We start from the raw sequence: 17,272 nt of genomic DNA on the forward strand, positions 1-17,272 counted from the left end.
AGCGAAAGTGACGACCTTACTGATTTGTCTGTTTATTGCGGCATTATTACCCTATCTGTCAAAACTGGCGGTGGTCTATGCCATCAAAAAAGAAGGCCGCTACGATAATCATCATCCTCGCCAGCAACAGGCCGGACTCATCGGGTTGGGTGCTCGGGCTGTGGCGGCGCATCAGAACAGCTTTGAAGCGTTGCTGGTTTTTTCCACAGCGGTTCTTGCAGCATTAGCGACTCAGCATACCTCAACGGTTAATCAATATTTAGCCATCACCTTCATTGCGGCAAGGCTGGCCTACCATGCCATTTATCTGTTGAATTGGTCAACATTACGATCCACCATCTGGTTCGTGGGATGGTTGTGTTCTATCAGTATTTTATGGAATTGCATTCCTTAAAGACTCTGTAGACAGGCCTCAATGGCCTGTCTACAATCCCAGCCAGCGTATAAAATGGGCGGTGGTTTTCAGAGTCGCCGTGGGGCGGCTATCAAAAGAAATCAGGTAATCGTCCGTGCCCGGGTTTTCCCCGTTGTCGTCTCGTTTGCTAATGGCTTTAATCTTTCCGAGATTCATCAGTTTCATTTCGGTGATGTAATAGCCGCGCAGGCGTTTTACCTCGGGAATGACGAAATAAAAGTGGCTGAAATCAGATAAAGGCTCCTGTGTGTTGCCGAGCAGAGTAATGAATTCATCCTGGCTTAAGGCAATGTATTCAATTTTATCAATTTGTCTTCTCAGCATGCGATCCAGCGGCGGCGGGCGATGAAAAAATCGCAGGTAATTATCGGCAGTAATCACTACAATCGGTTCATTTTCTTCCCGTTGATTGTTTTTATTGAGGTCTAAAAAAAGAATTCCATCGCGCGTTTCATGCTTCGGCGGCAACAGGTTTTCTTCAACCGTCTGAATGGCGCTGCGGCGCACGGGTGAGAAATTGTCGCAATTTAAAAATTTGGATTTGAGAAACCAATTGTCGCTGGGGTAATAAATCACCATAAGGGAATTGTCCTTAATGGTATCAATGATGGGTTTCGCTAATTGCATGGGCAAAGCCGGGCACCCCCAACTGCGGCCTGCTCGGCCGTATTTTTTGATGAAATTCTCGTCGACATACCAGCCGCTGTGCATGACTAAGTAACGGCCAATGGCATTGTCATTAAAACCCTGATCAAGTCCCGCAAGGCGTAATGACAACCCTTCGCGCCCGTAATAAGCCTGTTCGGTTTTATAAACCCCAATACTGCTGGCTTTGCTGTCGTACTGGTTGGAAAAGTATTGTGTCAACAGCGTACCGGAGCGGATGCCATGGGAAACGTAAGTATGAAACAGCAATTGATTGGTGCTTAAATCAAAAACCCAGAGCCGTTTTTCGCTGGAAGGCAAAGAATAGTCAATGATCGTTAACACCGGGTTGTGTTCAATGTGATAGGTATCCAGGCATTTTAAGGTCGTCAGCACTTTGTTAATGACGGCTTCACTGAGGTGTGGGCTTTGCTGACGCAGGAGCGCATGAATGCTTTGCAGGGTGTGCCCATTGATCGGCGGTTGATTGTTGATAATGGAAATGACTTCGCTCAACACCGGTTCTTCCGCCGGCGTGGTTCTTTCTTTAAGAAACTGCAGAGAGGTCAGTGAGAAACAGGGGAATGTCACTGCCAAAAGCAATAACAGGCTTTTTCTCATGGGAATTCCTTGGTCTATACTTTCTTATTCTTCCTCGTTATAACTAACTATAGCTCAAACTATTTAGGGGTGCGGGATGATCGATGCTGCGAAAATAGTGGAAGGGATACATGCTTTAGGGGAGCTTAGCTTTAATAACAAAGTGCTTTGCGGCATGGAGCCCCTCTCGGCCAAAACCATCGAGGAGGCACGCGGGTTATTTTCTTTCGTTATCCCTTTAAGTCATGAGCAATTCAAGTCCTTTAAGACGCAGTTTGGCGAAGACCGTTTTTGTGAATACAGCATTTCCCTCGATATCAGCGCCTACGCGATTAAAGATCACCGCGGGCGTGACGTACTGGCCATTAAACAATCACAAAGCAAATTTACCCACAATCAGCGTTTAACCCTCTTCACGGTGGAATACCTCGATGATAAAAAGGTGCAGAAAACCCATTACATTGCCAAAAATAAACACGAATTGAATGACGCATTCCGTGCCCTGCGTCTTCAACTGCCCATTCAGCAGATTGAAGAAAAACTGAAGCGTTATTACCGTCTGCGAGCGAAACCGCATCCCAGTTCCTTCTGGGGCAAGGAATGGGGGCTGGATAAATACACTACGCCTTATAGTGCACCGGGGGGAATTGATGCGGTCACGGTCGATGCTTTTTGCAATCACATGACCCATAAAGCTTTATCAGCAGCCCTGGTGCTTGATGTGGGCGGCGGCAAAGGAAGGCTCGCTGATAAATTATTGCGTGAAGCCCAGCGCATGGGCATCGAGCTTCACTATATTTTAATTGAACCGGATCTGTCTCAATGCGAGGCCGCCGAAGCATTACTCAAAACCTATCCTCAGGTGTTGGTTTTCCATGGTACCCTCCAGGATTTTAGGACCAGCCTGAATGATAAGGGATTTGAGGATGAGTTACGTCAAGCCCGGTTTGACGAGCAACGCGTCAAAGGCGGTGTGGATTTAATCATTTCCTGCGGAGGCCCCTTAAACAATCAAGTGGTTTCCTACGACACGGCCTACACCAATGCCTGTGATTATTTAGCGATGTTGGCCGAGGGGGGAGCCGTGATTGCAACGGGACTGACGTCCCTGCTGTTATCGAAAAAAAACCTGGAGTCCATCGGTTTTCAGGTTGAAAACTGCGTGGCGGCCAAGCGCAATCAAACCATCAGCGAGAGCACGACCTACCATCCGGCCTATGTGATGATCAAGCCTGACCAGGACCCGATCAGGCACGAGGTCGCGAGTCCCGCGAAATCGTACGGTTTCCCGGTTGATGAATGGTTAAACCATCCCGTAGTTTTTTAAACTCGGTGGCTCCTTTTTATCCTGCTGGTCTTTCCCTGGGGATGAGAAAAAAGTATTGTCAAAACGGTAAATTACTTGGTTTGACTCAATCGTGTCTTTTTCCGGCAGGATTTCGTCTTTCTCATGGGTGTTTTCAATACCCAGGGACAGGTGAAGGGTGCGGGGATGGGTGGTGGCGGCTGTAATGGATCGGCAGTCAAGATGAGATACAAACTCCCTTCCCAGGACAGTTAAGTTTTTCAAAGTGGTCCCCGCGTTGTTTGCACAACTGACGGCAAGAACAAGATTAGCAAAAAAATCCATGTTCAGTTCTTCCCTTAACTCTTTGGGCAATACGGGAGAACCGGTGTTTTTACATAAAACCGCAGCGAAAAGTAAAAATTGCCCAGTCAGGCCACTAATGGAGCAAGTTGAAAGCAGAATATCATTAAAGAGGACGTTGATTTTTGTGGAGAGGCTTTCCAATTTAGGTTTGCAGCGGACCAACTCGGCTTGGTGAGCCAGCTTAAGCAAAGTTTGGTAGAGGGTTTTTCTATGCCAGCGTTGGGGGGATTTATCGTCTGACGTCAGCTCTTTGTCAAAATCAAAACAATCGGCGATGTCCTTAATTAATTCAGGGTCATAGCCCAACTCATGGGCAATGGTGGTGAAAACGTAAGCGGACCGTGGACTATAGGTGGGATCATCGTCCCAGCTTAACTCATTGGTTCGCCCGCTTCGCAATAAAAAGCCGGCTAACTGAAGGCAACTCTGTTCTTTTGTGCCGAGGTTTTTGGCGAGGGTCTGTACTTCATCGCGTCCCCATTGTTTTAGCAATGCCAACCCACTTTGCACCAGGATCATGGTGCGTAATCCAGAGGCGGTGCCGTGATTGATGTGAAAGGCAATGCTGTTGTAACGCACCTCATAATTTTGAGGGTCATCCAGGTAAGGGTGTTCAATCAGTTCCTGCGATAACTGTTGCCATAACAAAGACGCAGGAGCATTTTGATCTTCCCAATAGAATTTGAATTTTGAAAGATCGCTGTAACTAACGATCACCGGGTATTTTTTTTCTTTGGATAAAGTCAGTTCCTCTGGAAAATCAATGTGCTTCTTTTGTTGATAGAGCAGAATGTTAAGCAGACGGGCCTCGTCATCACGGGACAAATCCAGTAAGACAGGCTCAACCTGGATTGGAATAAAGGGCCTGAACAAACCGACATCGGAGGCAAACTGGCGAACCTTCCCCTGCAGGTCATCCATCTCCTGTTGAGAAAGATAACGTGTAAAGTGATCATTCACGCGTAGCTCAAAAATTTCCGTAGTCAAGCGGCGAGTCTGAATTGTCAGCATAATATTAAGGCCCCAGAAAAGGAAAAGGCAATTTTACATTATATGCGCAGAGTGTGCATGTGTTTGTCCAATTGCCTGTCTTTGTTAATCAGGATACCCAGTGGATTGAGCGGTCATCTCACTCTCTGATTCTGACGTGGAGTGAGGGTTATCCGTGGTGGCCTCGCTTTCAGTCGGGGTAAAGAAATCAAAAAACCACTCATCCGATACGTCCACTTTCTTTTTAGGATTAACCGGCGTTAAGGGAATCTGAACGCGGGTCAGTGTGCTTAAGACATTAAACGAATAAGACGCTTTTTCATCTTTAAGCTCAACGGTTTTCTTAACGCCCTCGGTAGGACCTGTGTAAGCCATTTTTGCCATTGCCGCTACTCTGTTTTTCAGTGTATCGTGGAGTTCTGTCTGCATATTGACATGGTTATGGACCTGAATGAGTTTTGCAATGTCGGGATTAATCACCTTGGACACCAGCAGGCGAACCTGCAGTCTATGATGATTGGGCGCTTCCTGCTCAGGTGTTTTCAATTTAATCAAAGTGTCTAATGCGCTGGGATTGCTCGGGTCGTAGATGCCGTTTTCTTTGGAAATGTAGGCTATCTCATCCACCAGATGATGAGGAATCATGAACTGATAAATAACCCCCTGGCTGCCAAAAGTTGGATCATTGACCAACTCATAAAAGTCATCCACCAATTGTTTACGCAAATGGTCGTGACCTACCAGTAATTGGACCTTATCCAATAAATCATGAATGATTGTTTTAAAATCCAGGCGAATGACCGAACTGTTGTTGTAGAAATAATCCACGGTGGACTCTTCAGAAGCGAAATCGGCGTTTTGCCACAGGCTTGGGCTGCAGGATAACAGATTCCAACTGATGTTCTCACTGTTGTCGACCGAGCGTCCATCACTCATTTTGCTTTTAACTTCTTCAATTTCCGTGTACATCTTACCGCGTGGTTTTGAGTGGAAATCCCTTAACCAGGCGACATGATTGGCTCCCTCGGACAGCTTTTTCAATTCACGGCAAAACAGGTCCAGAGCATAACTGGCTTTGGTGGTGGCATGGTAAATGCTGACATGGGTTTCCGACAACTGGTGTTCTTCTTCAATGCAGGCTCTGGTAGGAATGGCCTGAATGCTTTGAGGGGTCCAGCTGTCCTTCGTCAGAATTTTTTTAGTGTCGGAGTGACCCCAGATTAAAAATTTACCAGTTGTGCTGCGTTGAAAGGGGGTTACCTCGTCGGGCTTTGATTCCTTTTCTTTTTTCAGGGAGGAAGCGCTCTCTTCTGTTGAATAAGTATGCTCGTCCGATTCTATCCATAAGGCTGTGGCAGACGTAAAGCCTGGGAAAACAGCAGGATGGATTTCAAGCAGACGGTAATACGTGTCGCGTAATTCATTGGCCGATTTAGCCGCCAGGACCTGGTTCCCGGTCATGGACAGCATCATGCCTCTTCGTGAGGTTTTTAATTCGCTGAAGGATTGAGTGACCCGTTCACGTAAACTGCCGTCAGTGATGGGCGCACCGGTTTCGGCACACAATTGGCCTGCGTACAACAACAGGCTGTCGGCCAGGTTTCCGATGTCGTTTTTCTGATCCAGCACTTTGTTGAGTTCCCCAACAATGGGTTCGCGTTGTTGGGCATAGCCATCCATATTGACCCGGATTAAATCGCTTTCATGGCTTAATTTTAAAATGCTCGTGAACAAATCAAGCTTATTGCGGGTCTGTTGCATGATATGATCCGGCAAAGGATTAATGTGTTCGTTTTTGCTATGGTAATCAAAACAAAGGGTGATTAAGTCAACAATCGCTGTATTAAACCCCAAATCAATAGCGACCTGCTTGAAAATGACGGCTGAGCGTTGGCCGTAAGTCGCGTCATCCTTCCAGCCTAATTCATTCGTTCGTCCTGAGCGGAATAAGAAGGCAGCCAGTTGCAGACAGGCTTCTTCTTCGCTTGTCAGTGAATTGGCCGTTTGCAGAGTGACAGCATTGCCTTGCTTCTTAATAAGCTGTAAGTAGGCAACGGATAATTTATCCTGACGGATGCCATGACACGTGCCATGGTTAGTATGGTAAGCGATCACATTCTGACGCTCGATATAATCTCTGGGATCATCAACATAAGGTGTTTCGATAATATCGGCAGACAATACCTGGTAAAGCATGGTTTTTTTATCGAGGGATTGGTTTTGCCAATAGTTTTGAAACTGGCTAAGGTTACGATAGGAAAAAAACACTGGGTTGTCTTGAGCAGAGGTTGCCAAATGCTGGGGAAATTTTACTTTACGTTTACCGTGCCCTGTTTCCAGCAGGTTTTTTAAGTGCTCTTCCTGGGATTCATCCATGTCCTCCAGCTCATATTCGGACTGGGCTGTTAAAGTGATTGTTTGTGATGGTTCGTCTAAATTAACCAATTCCTGTTGGAGGAAAAACGCGTTAACCCCCTCACTGAGAGAGGATAGTTCACTGAGCTTTGCGTAGCGGACAAAATGCCCATCAATATGAAGTTCAACCAGATTACTGTTTTGCGCATTGGCGATAATTTTTAGTAACATGAATCCCGGGTCCTGTGTTAAAAATACAACTTCTGTCCAAAAATAGTACTATTTATTCCTTAATGAAATATTAAGGCAAATGGAAAATGAAAAAAAAATCGCCACAGGGTGCTGTTTATCCGCGGTATGGGGCCGGTTATTTCATGCTTTATCCATGCCGATGTGCACCCATTAAAGGCCCATGCACTTAGGCCTGCACTCGCAAGTCTCCTTCATCCATGGTCCTGATGGTTGCCCGTCTGCGCGGCCAACCATGTGGAAATTAGCACAGGCTTAATTTCAATCAGGGTGGCGCCAAGCGTCTATAATTAAACTGAGAACGTTTAAGGCCCTCCATGATCACCAAAGAGCAGGCGAAACAGTTATTGACAAATTACGGCAAGGCACTGCAGGCATTACAGGATAATATCCCTCGCATGAATACACCCTCTGGCTCTTTTTCCCCGGGACGTGCCGATGCTCAAATCATTCCTAATTTGCTGCAGGTCCTTCAATGCATAGCGACGGGAACGCCGTATAAGCCCACGGACTTTGTTAAAGGATTACCCGCTATGGATCGGAGCGGCAGAGATCCCCAGGCGGCTTTTGTTGAGTTGTCCAAACAATTGAATGGCCCTTTTCTCAATTATTACGCCCGCATGCATCCTGAACGTACTCAGTTAGTCTTTGAGCTGGCTAATTTCCATCACGAGGTGGCGCAACATGCCACCAAAATTCTCAGGGAAAAAGACACCCATAAGGCCTGTACGGAAGTGCTCGCTAAAATCAAAGATTTTATCGAGAAACATCCGAATGTTGATGGATTGCAAAAAATGAACGCGATTATGGATAAAAACACGTCCAGTACGGCGAAGCTCGCTGAAATCATTGCGTTAGCGAAGGACAAAAAATCAGATTCGGCATTGACTAAAGCGTTTCACGAAACATTCAGAAAACGGGATCCGGCAGTTGAAGCGTTCTATCAGGACATTGCAAAATTGGATATAAAAAAACCACGCGGCTTGAAGGATTATGTCGACCTCTCTGAGAATCCGCACGTCCTGGATAAAGTGAACAACAAGCGTTATTGATTGATGCTATACACCTGACTGTATCCATTAGCTGACTGTATCCATTAGATGAATGCTCTCTTTGACAGCAAATTGATCACAAGGTACTATTTTGCGCTTTTGGTCAACCTGGTGTCCCTATGCAAAATAAAGTCGAAAGCAGTGTGAATGATGGCATTCGCTGTCCCCTCACCGGTAAACCCTTTCGCCATCCTGTCCTGGCTTCCGATGGCCATCATTATGAGTTGAAAGCCCTGAATGAACGACTGAAAGCGGGGCACAGGAATGGTTATCAGGACCGCGAAGCGATTTTTTTTGCCAGTTATGATTTACCGCTTCGAAATGATCTCGATATCATGGATTTACCCGATCGGTATGACGAGTATGAACGCCAGCCTTATCTTGAGCAATTAACAGAACGCCTGGGTGCACCTTACAAACCGTGGAAGCAGGATGCCTATAAGGCCTTTTTAACAGCGGATGCTCTCCTTTTGATGGTCACTGCCCTGAGTCTATTCAAAGAATGCCGGACGTTAAACGCGGATAGTCTGCTCGTGTTGATGCTGGCAAGCAGTATTCTCGACTATTGCATTCGCCTCGGGAGCGGTCACCAGTACGGTCTTGGCGATGGGTTAAGAAAATTACCCGGTTTCCTCTGTTGGATGGGAGAGGTGCTCAGTAGCGTCGATCCTGATGAACACGAAAGTATTTTTCACCTGTAACGGGATTCATTCCATGAAAAAAGACCTTGCGCGTACTACAATTTGCTGCCCTATTACTCATGAGCCGATGCGTCATCCAGTTTATGCTTATCCCCATCACTATGAATTGTCCGCTTTGCTGGATTGGTTTAAGGAGGGGCACAGGACTTCGCCCTTAACCCGGGAAAAAGTGACTTATGTCATTTATGATAAAGAGCTCAAACGGGAACTGGATACGCTCAATCCAGCGGATCGTTATCAGGAGTATGATGGCACGGCGGCTTTTAAAGAATTGCAGTCCTGTTTAAATCATCCTTACGATCCTTACCGCCAGGAGATGAATAAAACCGGGGCGTTGTTGTTTTTCACCGCCGCTTTTTTTGCCCTGCTGATGAAAACAATGGGCAGCAAAGACGGGCAGGCGCCGCAGGCTGATTTGGCGGATCTGTTCTTGTGCCTTTTTCTGGTGGCAGGTTGCCGCTCGCTGTACAAAATGGTGGAACACCGAGCTCCAGGTTTTTTCAGGCCGCCGCCATCCATGGCGCATGCCCAATCTGAAACCGCACTTGATCTGAATGAAGGGGGGCCGGTAGCATTCAACGTCAAGAATAACAGCTGACTCTTTACTTAAAGAAAAAATCCTGTTAAGAAACAAAGTTTTAAAAAAGGAATTTCGCCATGAACAGGATGTTAAAAGCCAATCTCGCCCTGGTGAGTATACTCTGGGCTGCTGCAGCGCCAGCAGCCGTTTATTTTAATCTGGGGGCCGGTGGTACGTTTTCCTCAACCAGCGATAGTTTTACCGGCAATTCAACCACGGTATTGTATGGCCCGACCGCCATAGGCACCAGTTTATTTTCATTGCCGAATGTGAACTGGCGTAATGAATTAACGAATGGTTTTGATTTAAACGCGGCCCTCGGTTATCGCTTGAATGAAACCTGGCGAGCCGATGTTGAATTTTTATATCAAAACCTGACGCGTCACAATCAAGGCAGTTACGACTGGCAAGAACAAAATCCCCTTACCGGGGCAATCTATGCACGACAGGCCAATAACCCCATCAGCGACAAAAGCAAGCGGGCTCATGTGTATTCGCTGCTGACCAACATCGCTTATGATTTAAACCATCATGGTCAATGGACTCCCTTCTTCAATGGTGGGGTGGGTGTGGCCTGGTTGCAATCGGGTCGGGTAAAAACCAATAACATCATCAATATCGATGATCCGGCCACGCCCCTGATTGAAACCGCGCCAGCGACGCAAACCAGTCCTTCCCTCTATGGTACTGCATTCGCCTGGCAGTTTAAGACTGGCGCCGCTTACGAGGTCAATGATAAAATCACCGCGATCCTGCAGTACCGTTTATTGGGCACATCCAGTTTCAAAGCCAGCGGCAGCGTAATTACCAGCAATCCCGGTACTCCGGGACAGGCTTCGTTTTACATTGCCGAACATGCTGTTAAAGGCTTGCTCACTCAAGCCATTGAACTCAATCTGCGATTCAATGTCTGACATGAAGGCCGGGTCACGGCCTTGATTGTTAAAACATGCCATTGCTGTTGGCGGCATTCTCAGGGATGCTTTGCACAACGTCCCAATGCTCGACAATTTTATTATTTTCCAGCCTGAAAATGTCGATGATGGCCTGGCCGCGAGTCCCCGGCTCTTTGATGGAATGGACATGTAGAATGACATAATCCCCTTCCGCCATGACCCGTTTGATTTCGCTGTGTGACTGGGGGTAGGTGCTTTTCAGGTACTCAAGGTATTGCTTGAAGCCCTCGATACCGTCTTTCGCCAGGGGATTGTGCTGGATATACCAGGGGCCCATGTACGTTTCTGCGGCGGCAAAATCCTTGTCATTAATGGCCTTTTGGTAAAACCGGGTCACGACCTCTTTATTTATTTCCTGTTCATTTTTTGCAGCAAAAGCCAGACTGGAAGCGGCCAGGCAGAGGGCCAGCGATAAACATTTTTTGCTCATGTTATTCTCCTTTATTTATTGATTAAATCGATTATAATTGCCTTTTTTAAATAAAAAAGCGTGATTTTTTGGGTAAAACAATCAGTTTTTTTGATTAATTAAAGGGGCGCAATGGCTAAAATTACTCTGGAACAGTGGCGGGTTTTGCAAGCCGTGGCGGACGAAGGAACCTTTGCAAAGGCCGGGGAAAAACTGCATAAAAGTCAATCAAGTATCAGTTACACCGTGGGTAAATTACAAGACATCCTCGGTATTTGCCTGTTTGACTTGCAGGGACGAAAGGCTGTGCTTACCGAGCAGGGCCTGCATATTCTTAATTTGTCGCGGCAATTAACAAGGGCTGCCAGGAGTCTGGAACAGAGCGTTCACCAGTTTAAATCCAGCTATGAAAAAACATTGCGTCTGGCGGTGGATGAAATTTTCCCACCCGATCGCTTATTGCAGGTTTTAAAAGCCTTTGGCCGTCAGAATACCCATACCCGTATTATTTTAAATCAGGGGTTGTTATCCGGACCCAGCGAAGCATTAGAGCAGGGTGAGGCCGAGATGGTTATTGTCTCTCGTATTCCTGAAGGCTACATGGGTGAGAAGTTAATGGAAATTAATTCCATTCCCTATGCGCATATTGACAGTCCCCTGCATCAAAAAAACATAGGCCTTGAGGAACTTTGTGAGGAGCGATACATCATCGTTCAGGATTCGGGACGGCATAAAAAAAGGAATGAAGGCTGGTTAGGCTCGGAATTTCACTGGAAGGTCAGTTCCATGGAAATGAAAATTCAGTGCGTGGCGCATGGCATTGGTTTTTCCTGGTTGCCTGAAGCGCTGGTCGCGGGTAGAAACTTACCCATTAAACCCCTGCGATTACCTCAGGATAATGTACGGACTTACCCCCTGTATCTGGTGCATCACAATCCCCAGAACATGGGGCCTTCCGCACGAGTGCTCACCGACCTCTTCAGGCAGTACAGTCAATCGCCCGTTACCGTAAATTCAATTGACAGCCGGCAGGGAATACAATAATTTTACCAGCCTGTTGCGGGAGTGCTGCACAAGGATATTTGAATGAAGCCGCTTTATGTTGATCCGGATATTAGAAAAGCGTCCACGCTGTCTTCGGACTTTTATACTTCAACCGACTGGTTTGAGCAGAGCAAGGAAAAAATTTTTGCGAGAACCTGGCAATTTTGTCTGAGTACGGAGGCTTTACGGCTTCCCGGTCAATTAGTGCCCCATACCCTGCTGCCTGGCTTCCTCGATGAACCCTTGCTGTTTGCGCGCGATGAGCAGGATGCTTTGCACTGCCTGAGCAATGTCTGTACCCACCGCGGTAATCTTCTGGTTGAAGCCCCCTGTACCGTCATGCAGAAAATCAAATGTGCCTACCATGGCCGCCGCTTCAGTCTCTGCGGCGACATGCTGCACATGCCGGAATTTGAACAAACGGCGAATTTTCCTTCTGAGCGCGATAACCTGCCTGCTATTCCCTTTGATGCTCTGGAGCCGTTTTTATTTGCTTCGTTGTCCCCTGCGGCGCCGTTTAAGGAGGTTTTTGCCGAAATTCGCGAGCGTTTATTCTGGCTGCCCATGGAAAACATGCGCCTGGATATCCATCGTTCGCGGGATTATCTGGTTAAGGCTCATTGGGCCCTGTACTGTGAAAATTACCTTGAAGCCCTGCATATTCCCTTTGTCCATCATGGCTTAAGGCAGGTCATTGACTGCACCACGTACACCACCGAACTTTACCGTTATTGCAATTTGCAATTGGCGCTGGCCGCCAATGGCGAGGCGAGTTTTAACTTACCAAAGGACGCGCAGGACTATGGCAAGGAGGTGGCGGCTTATTATTACTGGATATTCCCCAACACCATGCTTAATTTCTATCCCTGGGGATGCTCAGTGAATGTGGTCAAACCCATGGCGCCTGATTTAACGAAAGTCTCGTTTCTAACCTTTGTGCTTGATGAGAATCAATTGGGTAAAGGGGCAGGAGGCGAGCTGGATGTCGTTGAGCGGGAAGACGAAGCGGTGGTGGAGGCTGTGCAAAAAGGGATACGGTCACGTTTTTATGATAGCGGCCGTTTTTCACCGACCAAAGAACAGGGAACTCATCATTTCCAACGCCTGCTTTGTGAATTCCTGAATGACTAACTAAGGACAGTGATGCAGGATGCGCCATCACAACCGGGTTTGCAGCGTCAGCTGAGTGCCCGTACGTTAAGCATGATTACCTTGGGCGGCTCCCTGGGTACCGGTATTTTTTTAGCCAGTGGCAATGCCTTGTCGCTGGCGGGTCCAGGCGGTACGTTGCTGGCTTACGTGATCATGGGCATTATGGTCTATTACCTGATGAGTGGTTTGGGGGAGCTTGCCGCCTACATGCCGAGTTCAGGTTCCTTTTATGTGTATGCTTCCCGTTTCATTGATCCTTCCTTAGGTTATGCGCTGGCCTGGAATTACTGGTTTAGCTGGCCCATCACCATTGCGTCTGAAATTGCAGCCTCCGCCTTGCTGATGAATTTCTGGTTTCCTGGCAGCCCGCCGCTGTTGTGGTGTGCAACCTTTTTAGTGTTGGTGATTGGCTTTAATGTGATTTCCACCAAAGCGTTCGGTTTGGCGGAATACTGGTTTTCGTTCATCAAAATCACAGTCATCATTCTGTTTATTGTTGCGGGTTTTGCCATGATTGCCGGTCTGACCGAATACCAGCCAGCCGGGTTTAAATACTGGTCTATTGGCGACGCGCCGTTTCATGATGGCTGGCTCGGTGTTTTAAGTGCCTTTGTTGCTGCTGGTTTTTCATTTCAGGGTACGGAATTATTAGGGATCGCCGCAGGCGAGAGTGACAATCCAGGGGTTAATGTACCTCGTGCGGTCCGATTGGTATTCTGGCGGATTCTATTGTTCTTTGTTTTATCGATTTTAATTATCAGCCTGCTTGTCCCTTATACAGCCGAACAATTGACGGTTTCTGATGTGTTGATGAGCCCCTTCACGTTTGTGTTTCAGCAAAGAGGCATTGCTTCGGCCGCGTTACTGATGAACGGTGTGGTGTTGATTGCCATTCTTTCCACAGCCAATTCCGGTTTGTATGTCTCAAGCCGTCTGCTCTGGTTTCTTGCCAGTGAAGGCCATGTACCCAGGTCTTTTGCCAAAGTCAATCGCCGCGGCGTACCTCTGCGGTCCCTGGCTTTGACCAGCAGCATTGCTTTGCTGGCTTTCTTATCCTCGCTCTACGGTAGCGGCAGGGTGTATTTCTGGTTACTGAATGCCGGCAGCCTGTCAGGATTTATTACCTGGATGGGTATTGCCGCCAGCCATTACCGCTTCCGAAAAGCCTATCTTCATCAGGGGAGGGATCCAAAGAAGCTGCCTTATCTTGCCAAAGGGTATCCTTACGGACCTTTGTTTGCCTTCGGTTTATGCCTGTTGATCATCGGCAGTCAGAATTACAAGGCGTTTATCGGGCAGGCCGTTGATTGGCAAGGGGTTGTCATTTCCTACCTTGGCGTTCCCTTGTTTTTAGGCGTATGGCTTAGCCATAAATGGCTGAATCAAACACGATGTGTGACCCTGGCCGCCTGTCGCTTTGATTAAGAGGCGATTTGTCAATGACGACTGAGCGGGGTAAAGTTTAATTTTAGTATTGCATCAATGGATTGCTGCATGAATGGTGTTCTTCAAACCCGACTGTTTCTCTGCCTGCTGGCCTTTACCATTTTTCCCCTGCAAGCCGAGGAGGTGCCGCTTTGCAGTGGGGATAACCGCCTGTTGTCATTGGTCGACAGGCCTTCCGAAGCTTTAAGCGCCTGCATTGTCCCTGCCAGGTCTTTACTCATTGAATCCGGGTATACTTACCAGCAAGTCACACCCAATGGTTTCAGTCAAAATGTGCCGCAGATGGAGTGGCGGTTCGGTTTAGGAGGCAATACCGAGTTCGATATTTTACCCCCGACTTACAACTGGCAATCAACGCCCCGCCAGGTCGGCTACAGTTTTGTGACATTGGGAGCTAAACGCATTGCCTATTATGACGATCATCAGTTGGTTACGCTGCAGGCGGCTATTTCGCCCCCCTCAGGAGGTAAAAATTTTGGCGGCCGTAAAAATGGCTACACAGTGAATGGCATTTACAATTACAGTTTTGATTCAGGATTAGGGATTGCGGCGCAAGTGGGTTTTGCTTCATTCGTGACTCAACCGGTGGATGGGAATCAAAGCTACCTCAGCATGAATCCACTGATTCTTGCAGGATGGCCATTACAGGATAAAATTAACGTGTATGTCGAAGCCTATGCCCAAAGTCGCACAGCGCCCAATCAGGGTTGGGGCGTGAATGCCGATGCCGGGGTGGTTTTTCTGGTGACAAAAAATCTGACGGTGGATGTGGTTTACAACCAGCGTTTCCATGGCGCTTTAAACAGCCTGGAACGCTCCTTTGGCGGCGGTCTGGTCATTGGATTTTTCTAGTTGGCCCTGGCGTTTTCCAAAGGACCATGAATTAATTCATCGCCATCCTCTTTCTTTAATGAAATAAAAACAGCCACGGAGCATAAGGTTAATATCCCTAAGGCGATAAATGATTCATGAAAGGTTTTAAGGCTTAGGATGACTTCCTTGTTACTGGCTGCAAAAATCCGTACCAGAACGGCAGCCACCGCCACCCCGAAACTTTGTGCGAGCTGCTGGGTCGTGCTCATGATGCTGGTGGCTGCACTGATGTCATCGGGGGCGAGATTGGCATAAGCTAAGGAATTCATGCCGGTGTATTGCAATGAGATCAAAAACCCGTAGGCGAAAGTCAGGGTGGTAATAAGGTAAAGGGAAGTCTTTTCATTGACTAAGGCAAAGGAAAACAGCCCCAGGGCTACCAGTACCGTGTTGAGGATTAAAAGTTTCTTGTAGCCAAAGAGCCTCAGAATCGCAAGCGACAAAGGCTTAACCAGTAAAACCCCTAAGGCTATCGGCGCCAGAAGAAGCCCCGAAAGCTCCGGTGAAAATCCAAGGCTAATCTGAAAAAGGAGGGGAAGCAGAAAGGGGATACCGCCAAACCCAAGCCGTGCAAGAAGATTCCCCGTGATGGAAACCCGAAAGGTGCGCAGGCGAAGCAGACTGACCTTGACCACCGGGTGTGTTTTATTGCGCGAATGCCAACTGTAAAATAACAGCAGCAGCACCGCCACGGCCAGAGTCAACAGCGAATGGGAGTTTCTTGTGTGGGATTCGCTTAGCGTGGACAGGCCAAAGGTCAGCGTGGCCAGTCCACTGCCAAACAGGATAAACCCGATTTTATCGAGACTGGGCACCGGCCTTGGCGGCATAGATGGCAGCAATTTCCGGGCAAGGACTAACGCCAGCGCACCGATGGGCGCATTCACCCAGAATATCCAGCGCCAGGAAAAATGACTGGTGATGAAACCGCCAACAACTGGACCCAGCATCATTCCTATCGCCGCCACCATAACCACAATACTCATTTTGGCAACCAGTTCGTGGCGCTCGCAGGTACGGATAATGATCAGACGACCCACGGGCATGGTCAATGATCCACCCAGTCCCTGCACAATACGGGCTACAATCAATTCCGGCAGGCTTTGGGTAAAGCCACACCAGATGGAGCTTAACGTGAACACGCCAATGGCACACATGAAGACTTTTTTAACCCCGAATTTATCCGCTATCCAGCCGCTGATGGGAATAAAAATAGCCAGGCTGAGCAGGTAGCTGATCAACGCCAGTTTTAAATCGATGGGATAGACCTTAAGGCTTTTGGCCATCACTGGAATGGCGGTGTTAATGACCGTGGTGTCCACCGATTCCATGAACAGGGCAAAGGACACCAGCACGAGGATAAGATTTTTTCTCATCATAACCAGCTTAGCGGGCAATGACTGCCGCCGTCATTCGTGAAATACAGGTTTGTTTACCCTGCTCGTTGTAAATGGCAATCTGCCAAACCTGCGTTGTACGCCCCAAATGCACGGGCGAGGCGACAGCCGTGACCAGCCCTTCCTTCACCGAACGAAGGTGGTTGGCGTTGATTTCCAGCCCCACACAATAAAAGTGCCTGATATCAATCACGGCATTGGCTGCGGTACTGGCCACGGTTTCTGCCAGCACCACATTGGCGCCGCCATGGAGAATGCCGATGGGTTGCCGCGTACGCTCATCCACGGGCATGGTGGCAGTAAGGTAATCCTCGCCAATTTCGGTAAACTGAATGCCCAGTAACTCAGACAGGGTGTTATTGCCGCGGCGATTCAAATCGTCAACACCAAACTCGTTGTACCAGATGGCCATTTTCATCTCCACTTCTTTGTAAAATAAGCATAAACTCTAATACTACGCAAACCAGTAAGAAATTCCTATGACTAATCCATCGTGTATGCGCTGTTTTGTTGCAGGCAAAGTGCAGGGAGTATGGTACCGGGCCTCCGCCAAAAAGGAGGCAGTCAGACTGGGTATTAGCGGATGGGCACGTAATCTGAAGGATGGACGTGTAGAAATTTTTGCCTGTGGGGACGTGGATAAACTCGATCTGTTTTATGCGTGGATAAAAAAAGGCCCGCATTTAGCCCGTGTGCAAGAGCATAGTCGTGAAGACCTTCCCTGGCAGGATTATCAAGGATTTGATTCGTTTTAAGG

The 17,272-nt window shown here is 47.8% G+C and carries 17 protein-coding genes; 11 read left to right on the forward strand and 6 right to left on the reverse strand.

The genetic code is table 11. The annotated features are described in order from the left end of the window. Positions 1–7: 7 nt before the first annotated feature. The gene (locus Lrub_RS09610; RefSeq protein ID WP_058532269.1) at positions 8–394 is read left to right on the forward strand and encodes an MAPEG family protein; all 387 of its coding nucleotides are present in this window, start codon (positions 8–10) and stop codon (positions 392–394) included. A gap of 30 nt (positions 395–424) precedes the next feature. On the opposite strand, the gene Lrub_RS09615 is transcribed toward Lrub_RS09610, so the two are convergent. After that, positions 425–1,681: a murein L,D-transpeptidase catalytic domain family protein gene (locus Lrub_RS09615; RefSeq protein WP_058531895.1), complete on the reverse strand. Its 1,257-nt coding sequence runs from the start codon at positions 1,679–1,681 to the stop codon at positions 425–427. Between the two features lie 76 nt (positions 1,682–1,757). On the opposite strand from Lrub_RS09615, the gene Lrub_RS09620 reads away from it, so the two are divergent. Then, the gene (locus Lrub_RS09620) at positions 1,758–2,987 is read left to right on the forward strand and encodes a class I SAM-dependent methyltransferase (RefSeq protein ID WP_058531896.1); all 1,230 of its coding nucleotides are present in this window, start codon (positions 1,758–1,760) and stop codon (positions 2,985–2,987) included. On the opposite strand, the gene Lrub_RS09625 is transcribed toward Lrub_RS09620, so the two are convergent. Both Lrub_RS09625 and Lrub_RS09630 read right to left on the reverse strand, forming a co-directional pair. Then, complete coding sequence (locus tag Lrub_RS09625; RefSeq protein ID WP_058531897.1) at positions 2,964–4,322, reverse strand: SidE phosphodiesterase domain-containing protein; 1,359 nt, start codon at positions 4,320–4,322, stop codon at positions 2,964–2,966. The two genes, Lrub_RS09620 and Lrub_RS09625, sit on opposite strands and share 24 nt — an antisense overlap. 84 nt (positions 4,323–4,406) lie before the next feature. Further along, positions 4,407–6,887 (reverse strand): SidE phosphodiesterase domain-containing protein, encoded by a 2,481-nt coding sequence (locus tag Lrub_RS09630; protein WP_058531898.1) that lies wholly within the window; start codon positions 6,885–6,887, stop codon positions 4,407–4,409. A 335-nt stretch (positions 6,888–7,222) separates the two neighbouring features. Between Lrub_RS09630 and Lrub_RS09635 the strand changes: the two genes are divergently transcribed. The 4 genes from Lrub_RS09635 (at position 7,223) to Lrub_RS09650 (ending at position 10,152) form a co-directional block, all read left to right on the forward strand. Further along, positions 7,223–7,957 carry a hypothetical protein gene (locus tag Lrub_RS09635; protein ID WP_058531899.1) on the forward strand — a complete coding sequence of 245 codons (735 nt, stop codon included), beginning with the start codon at positions 7,223–7,225 and terminating at the stop codon, positions 7,955–7,957. A gap of 119 nt (positions 7,958–8,076) precedes the next feature. Continuing rightward, a complete protein-coding gene (locus tag Lrub_RS09640; protein ID WP_058531900.1) occupies positions 8,077–8,658 on the forward strand; it encodes an RING finger protein in 582 nt (193 codons plus the stop codon). Between the two features lie 67 nt (positions 8,659–8,725). Next, the gene (locus Lrub_RS09645; protein ID WP_058531901.1) at positions 8,726–9,256 is read left to right on the forward strand and encodes an RING finger protein; all 531 of its coding nucleotides are present in this window, start codon (positions 8,726–8,728) and stop codon (positions 9,254–9,256) included. Between the two features lie 59 nt (positions 9,257–9,315). Continuing rightward, positions 9,316–10,152, forward strand: a complete 837-nt coding sequence (locus Lrub_RS09650; RefSeq protein WP_237760793.1) for an outer membrane protein — start codon at positions 9,316–9,318, stop codon at positions 10,150–10,152. A 28-nt stretch (positions 10,153–10,180) separates the two neighbouring features. Here Lrub_RS09650 and Lrub_RS09655 read toward each other — a convergent pair whose 3' ends face one another. After that, on the reverse strand, positions 10,181–10,624 hold the full coding sequence (locus Lrub_RS09655; RefSeq protein ID WP_058531902.1) for a nuclear transport factor 2 family protein: 444 nt from the start codon (positions 10,622–10,624) through the stop codon (positions 10,181–10,183). A 111-nt stretch (positions 10,625–10,735) separates the two neighbouring features. Here Lrub_RS09655 and Lrub_RS09660 point away from each other — a divergent pair, with 111 nt between their 5' ends. The 4 genes from Lrub_RS09660 (at position 10,736) to Lrub_RS09675 (ending at position 15,097) form a co-directional block, all read left to right on the forward strand. Then, the gene (locus Lrub_RS09660; RefSeq protein WP_058531903.1) at positions 10,736–11,647 is read left to right on the forward strand and encodes a LysR family transcriptional regulator; all 912 of its coding nucleotides are present in this window, start codon (positions 10,736–10,738) and stop codon (positions 11,645–11,647) included. Between the two features lie 42 nt (positions 11,648–11,689). Next, the gene (locus Lrub_RS09665) at positions 11,690–12,778 is read left to right on the forward strand and encodes an SRPBCC family protein (RefSeq protein WP_058531904.1); all 1,089 of its coding nucleotides are present in this window, start codon (positions 11,690–11,692) and stop codon (positions 12,776–12,778) included. Between the two features lie 12 nt (positions 12,779–12,790). Continuing rightward, positions 12,791–14,224 (forward strand): amino acid permease, encoded by a 1,434-nt coding sequence (locus Lrub_RS09670; RefSeq protein WP_058531905.1) that lies wholly within the window; start codon positions 12,791–12,793, stop codon positions 14,222–14,224. A 69-nt stretch (positions 14,225–14,293) separates the two neighbouring features. Continuing rightward, positions 14,294–15,097 carry a transporter family protein gene (locus Lrub_RS09675; RefSeq protein ID WP_058531906.1) on the forward strand — a complete coding sequence of 268 codons (804 nt, stop codon included), beginning with the start codon at positions 14,294–14,296 and terminating at the stop codon, positions 15,095–15,097. Here the strand turns inward: Lrub_RS09675 and Lrub_RS09680 are convergent. Both Lrub_RS09680 and Lrub_RS09685 read right to left on the reverse strand, forming a co-directional pair. Beyond that, complete coding sequence (locus tag Lrub_RS09680; RefSeq protein ID WP_058532271.1) at positions 15,094–16,494, reverse strand: DHA2 family efflux MFS transporter permease subunit; 1,401 nt, start codon at positions 16,492–16,494, stop codon at positions 15,094–15,096. The genes Lrub_RS09675 and Lrub_RS09680 overlap by 4 nt on opposite strands. Before the next feature lie 10 nt (positions 16,495–16,504). Then, positions 16,505–16,927, reverse strand: coding sequence for a hotdog fold thioesterase (locus Lrub_RS09685; protein ID WP_058532272.1), 423 nt, complete (start codon positions 16,925–16,927; stop codon positions 16,505–16,507). A 67-nt stretch (positions 16,928–16,994) separates the two neighbouring features. Here Lrub_RS09685 and Lrub_RS09690 point away from each other — a divergent pair, with 67 nt between their 5' ends. Beyond that, positions 16,995–17,270, forward strand: coding sequence for an acylphosphatase (locus Lrub_RS09690; protein WP_058531907.1), 276 nt, complete (start codon positions 16,995–16,997; stop codon positions 17,268–17,270). The last annotated feature ends 2 nt before the right edge of the window (positions 17,271–17,272 follow it).

Origin of the sequence: Legionella rubrilucens, from assembly GCF_001468125.1 — a bacterium.
Taxonomy (GTDB): Bacteria; Pseudomonadota; Gammaproteobacteria; order Legionellales; family Legionellaceae; genus Legionella_C; species Legionella_C rubrilucens.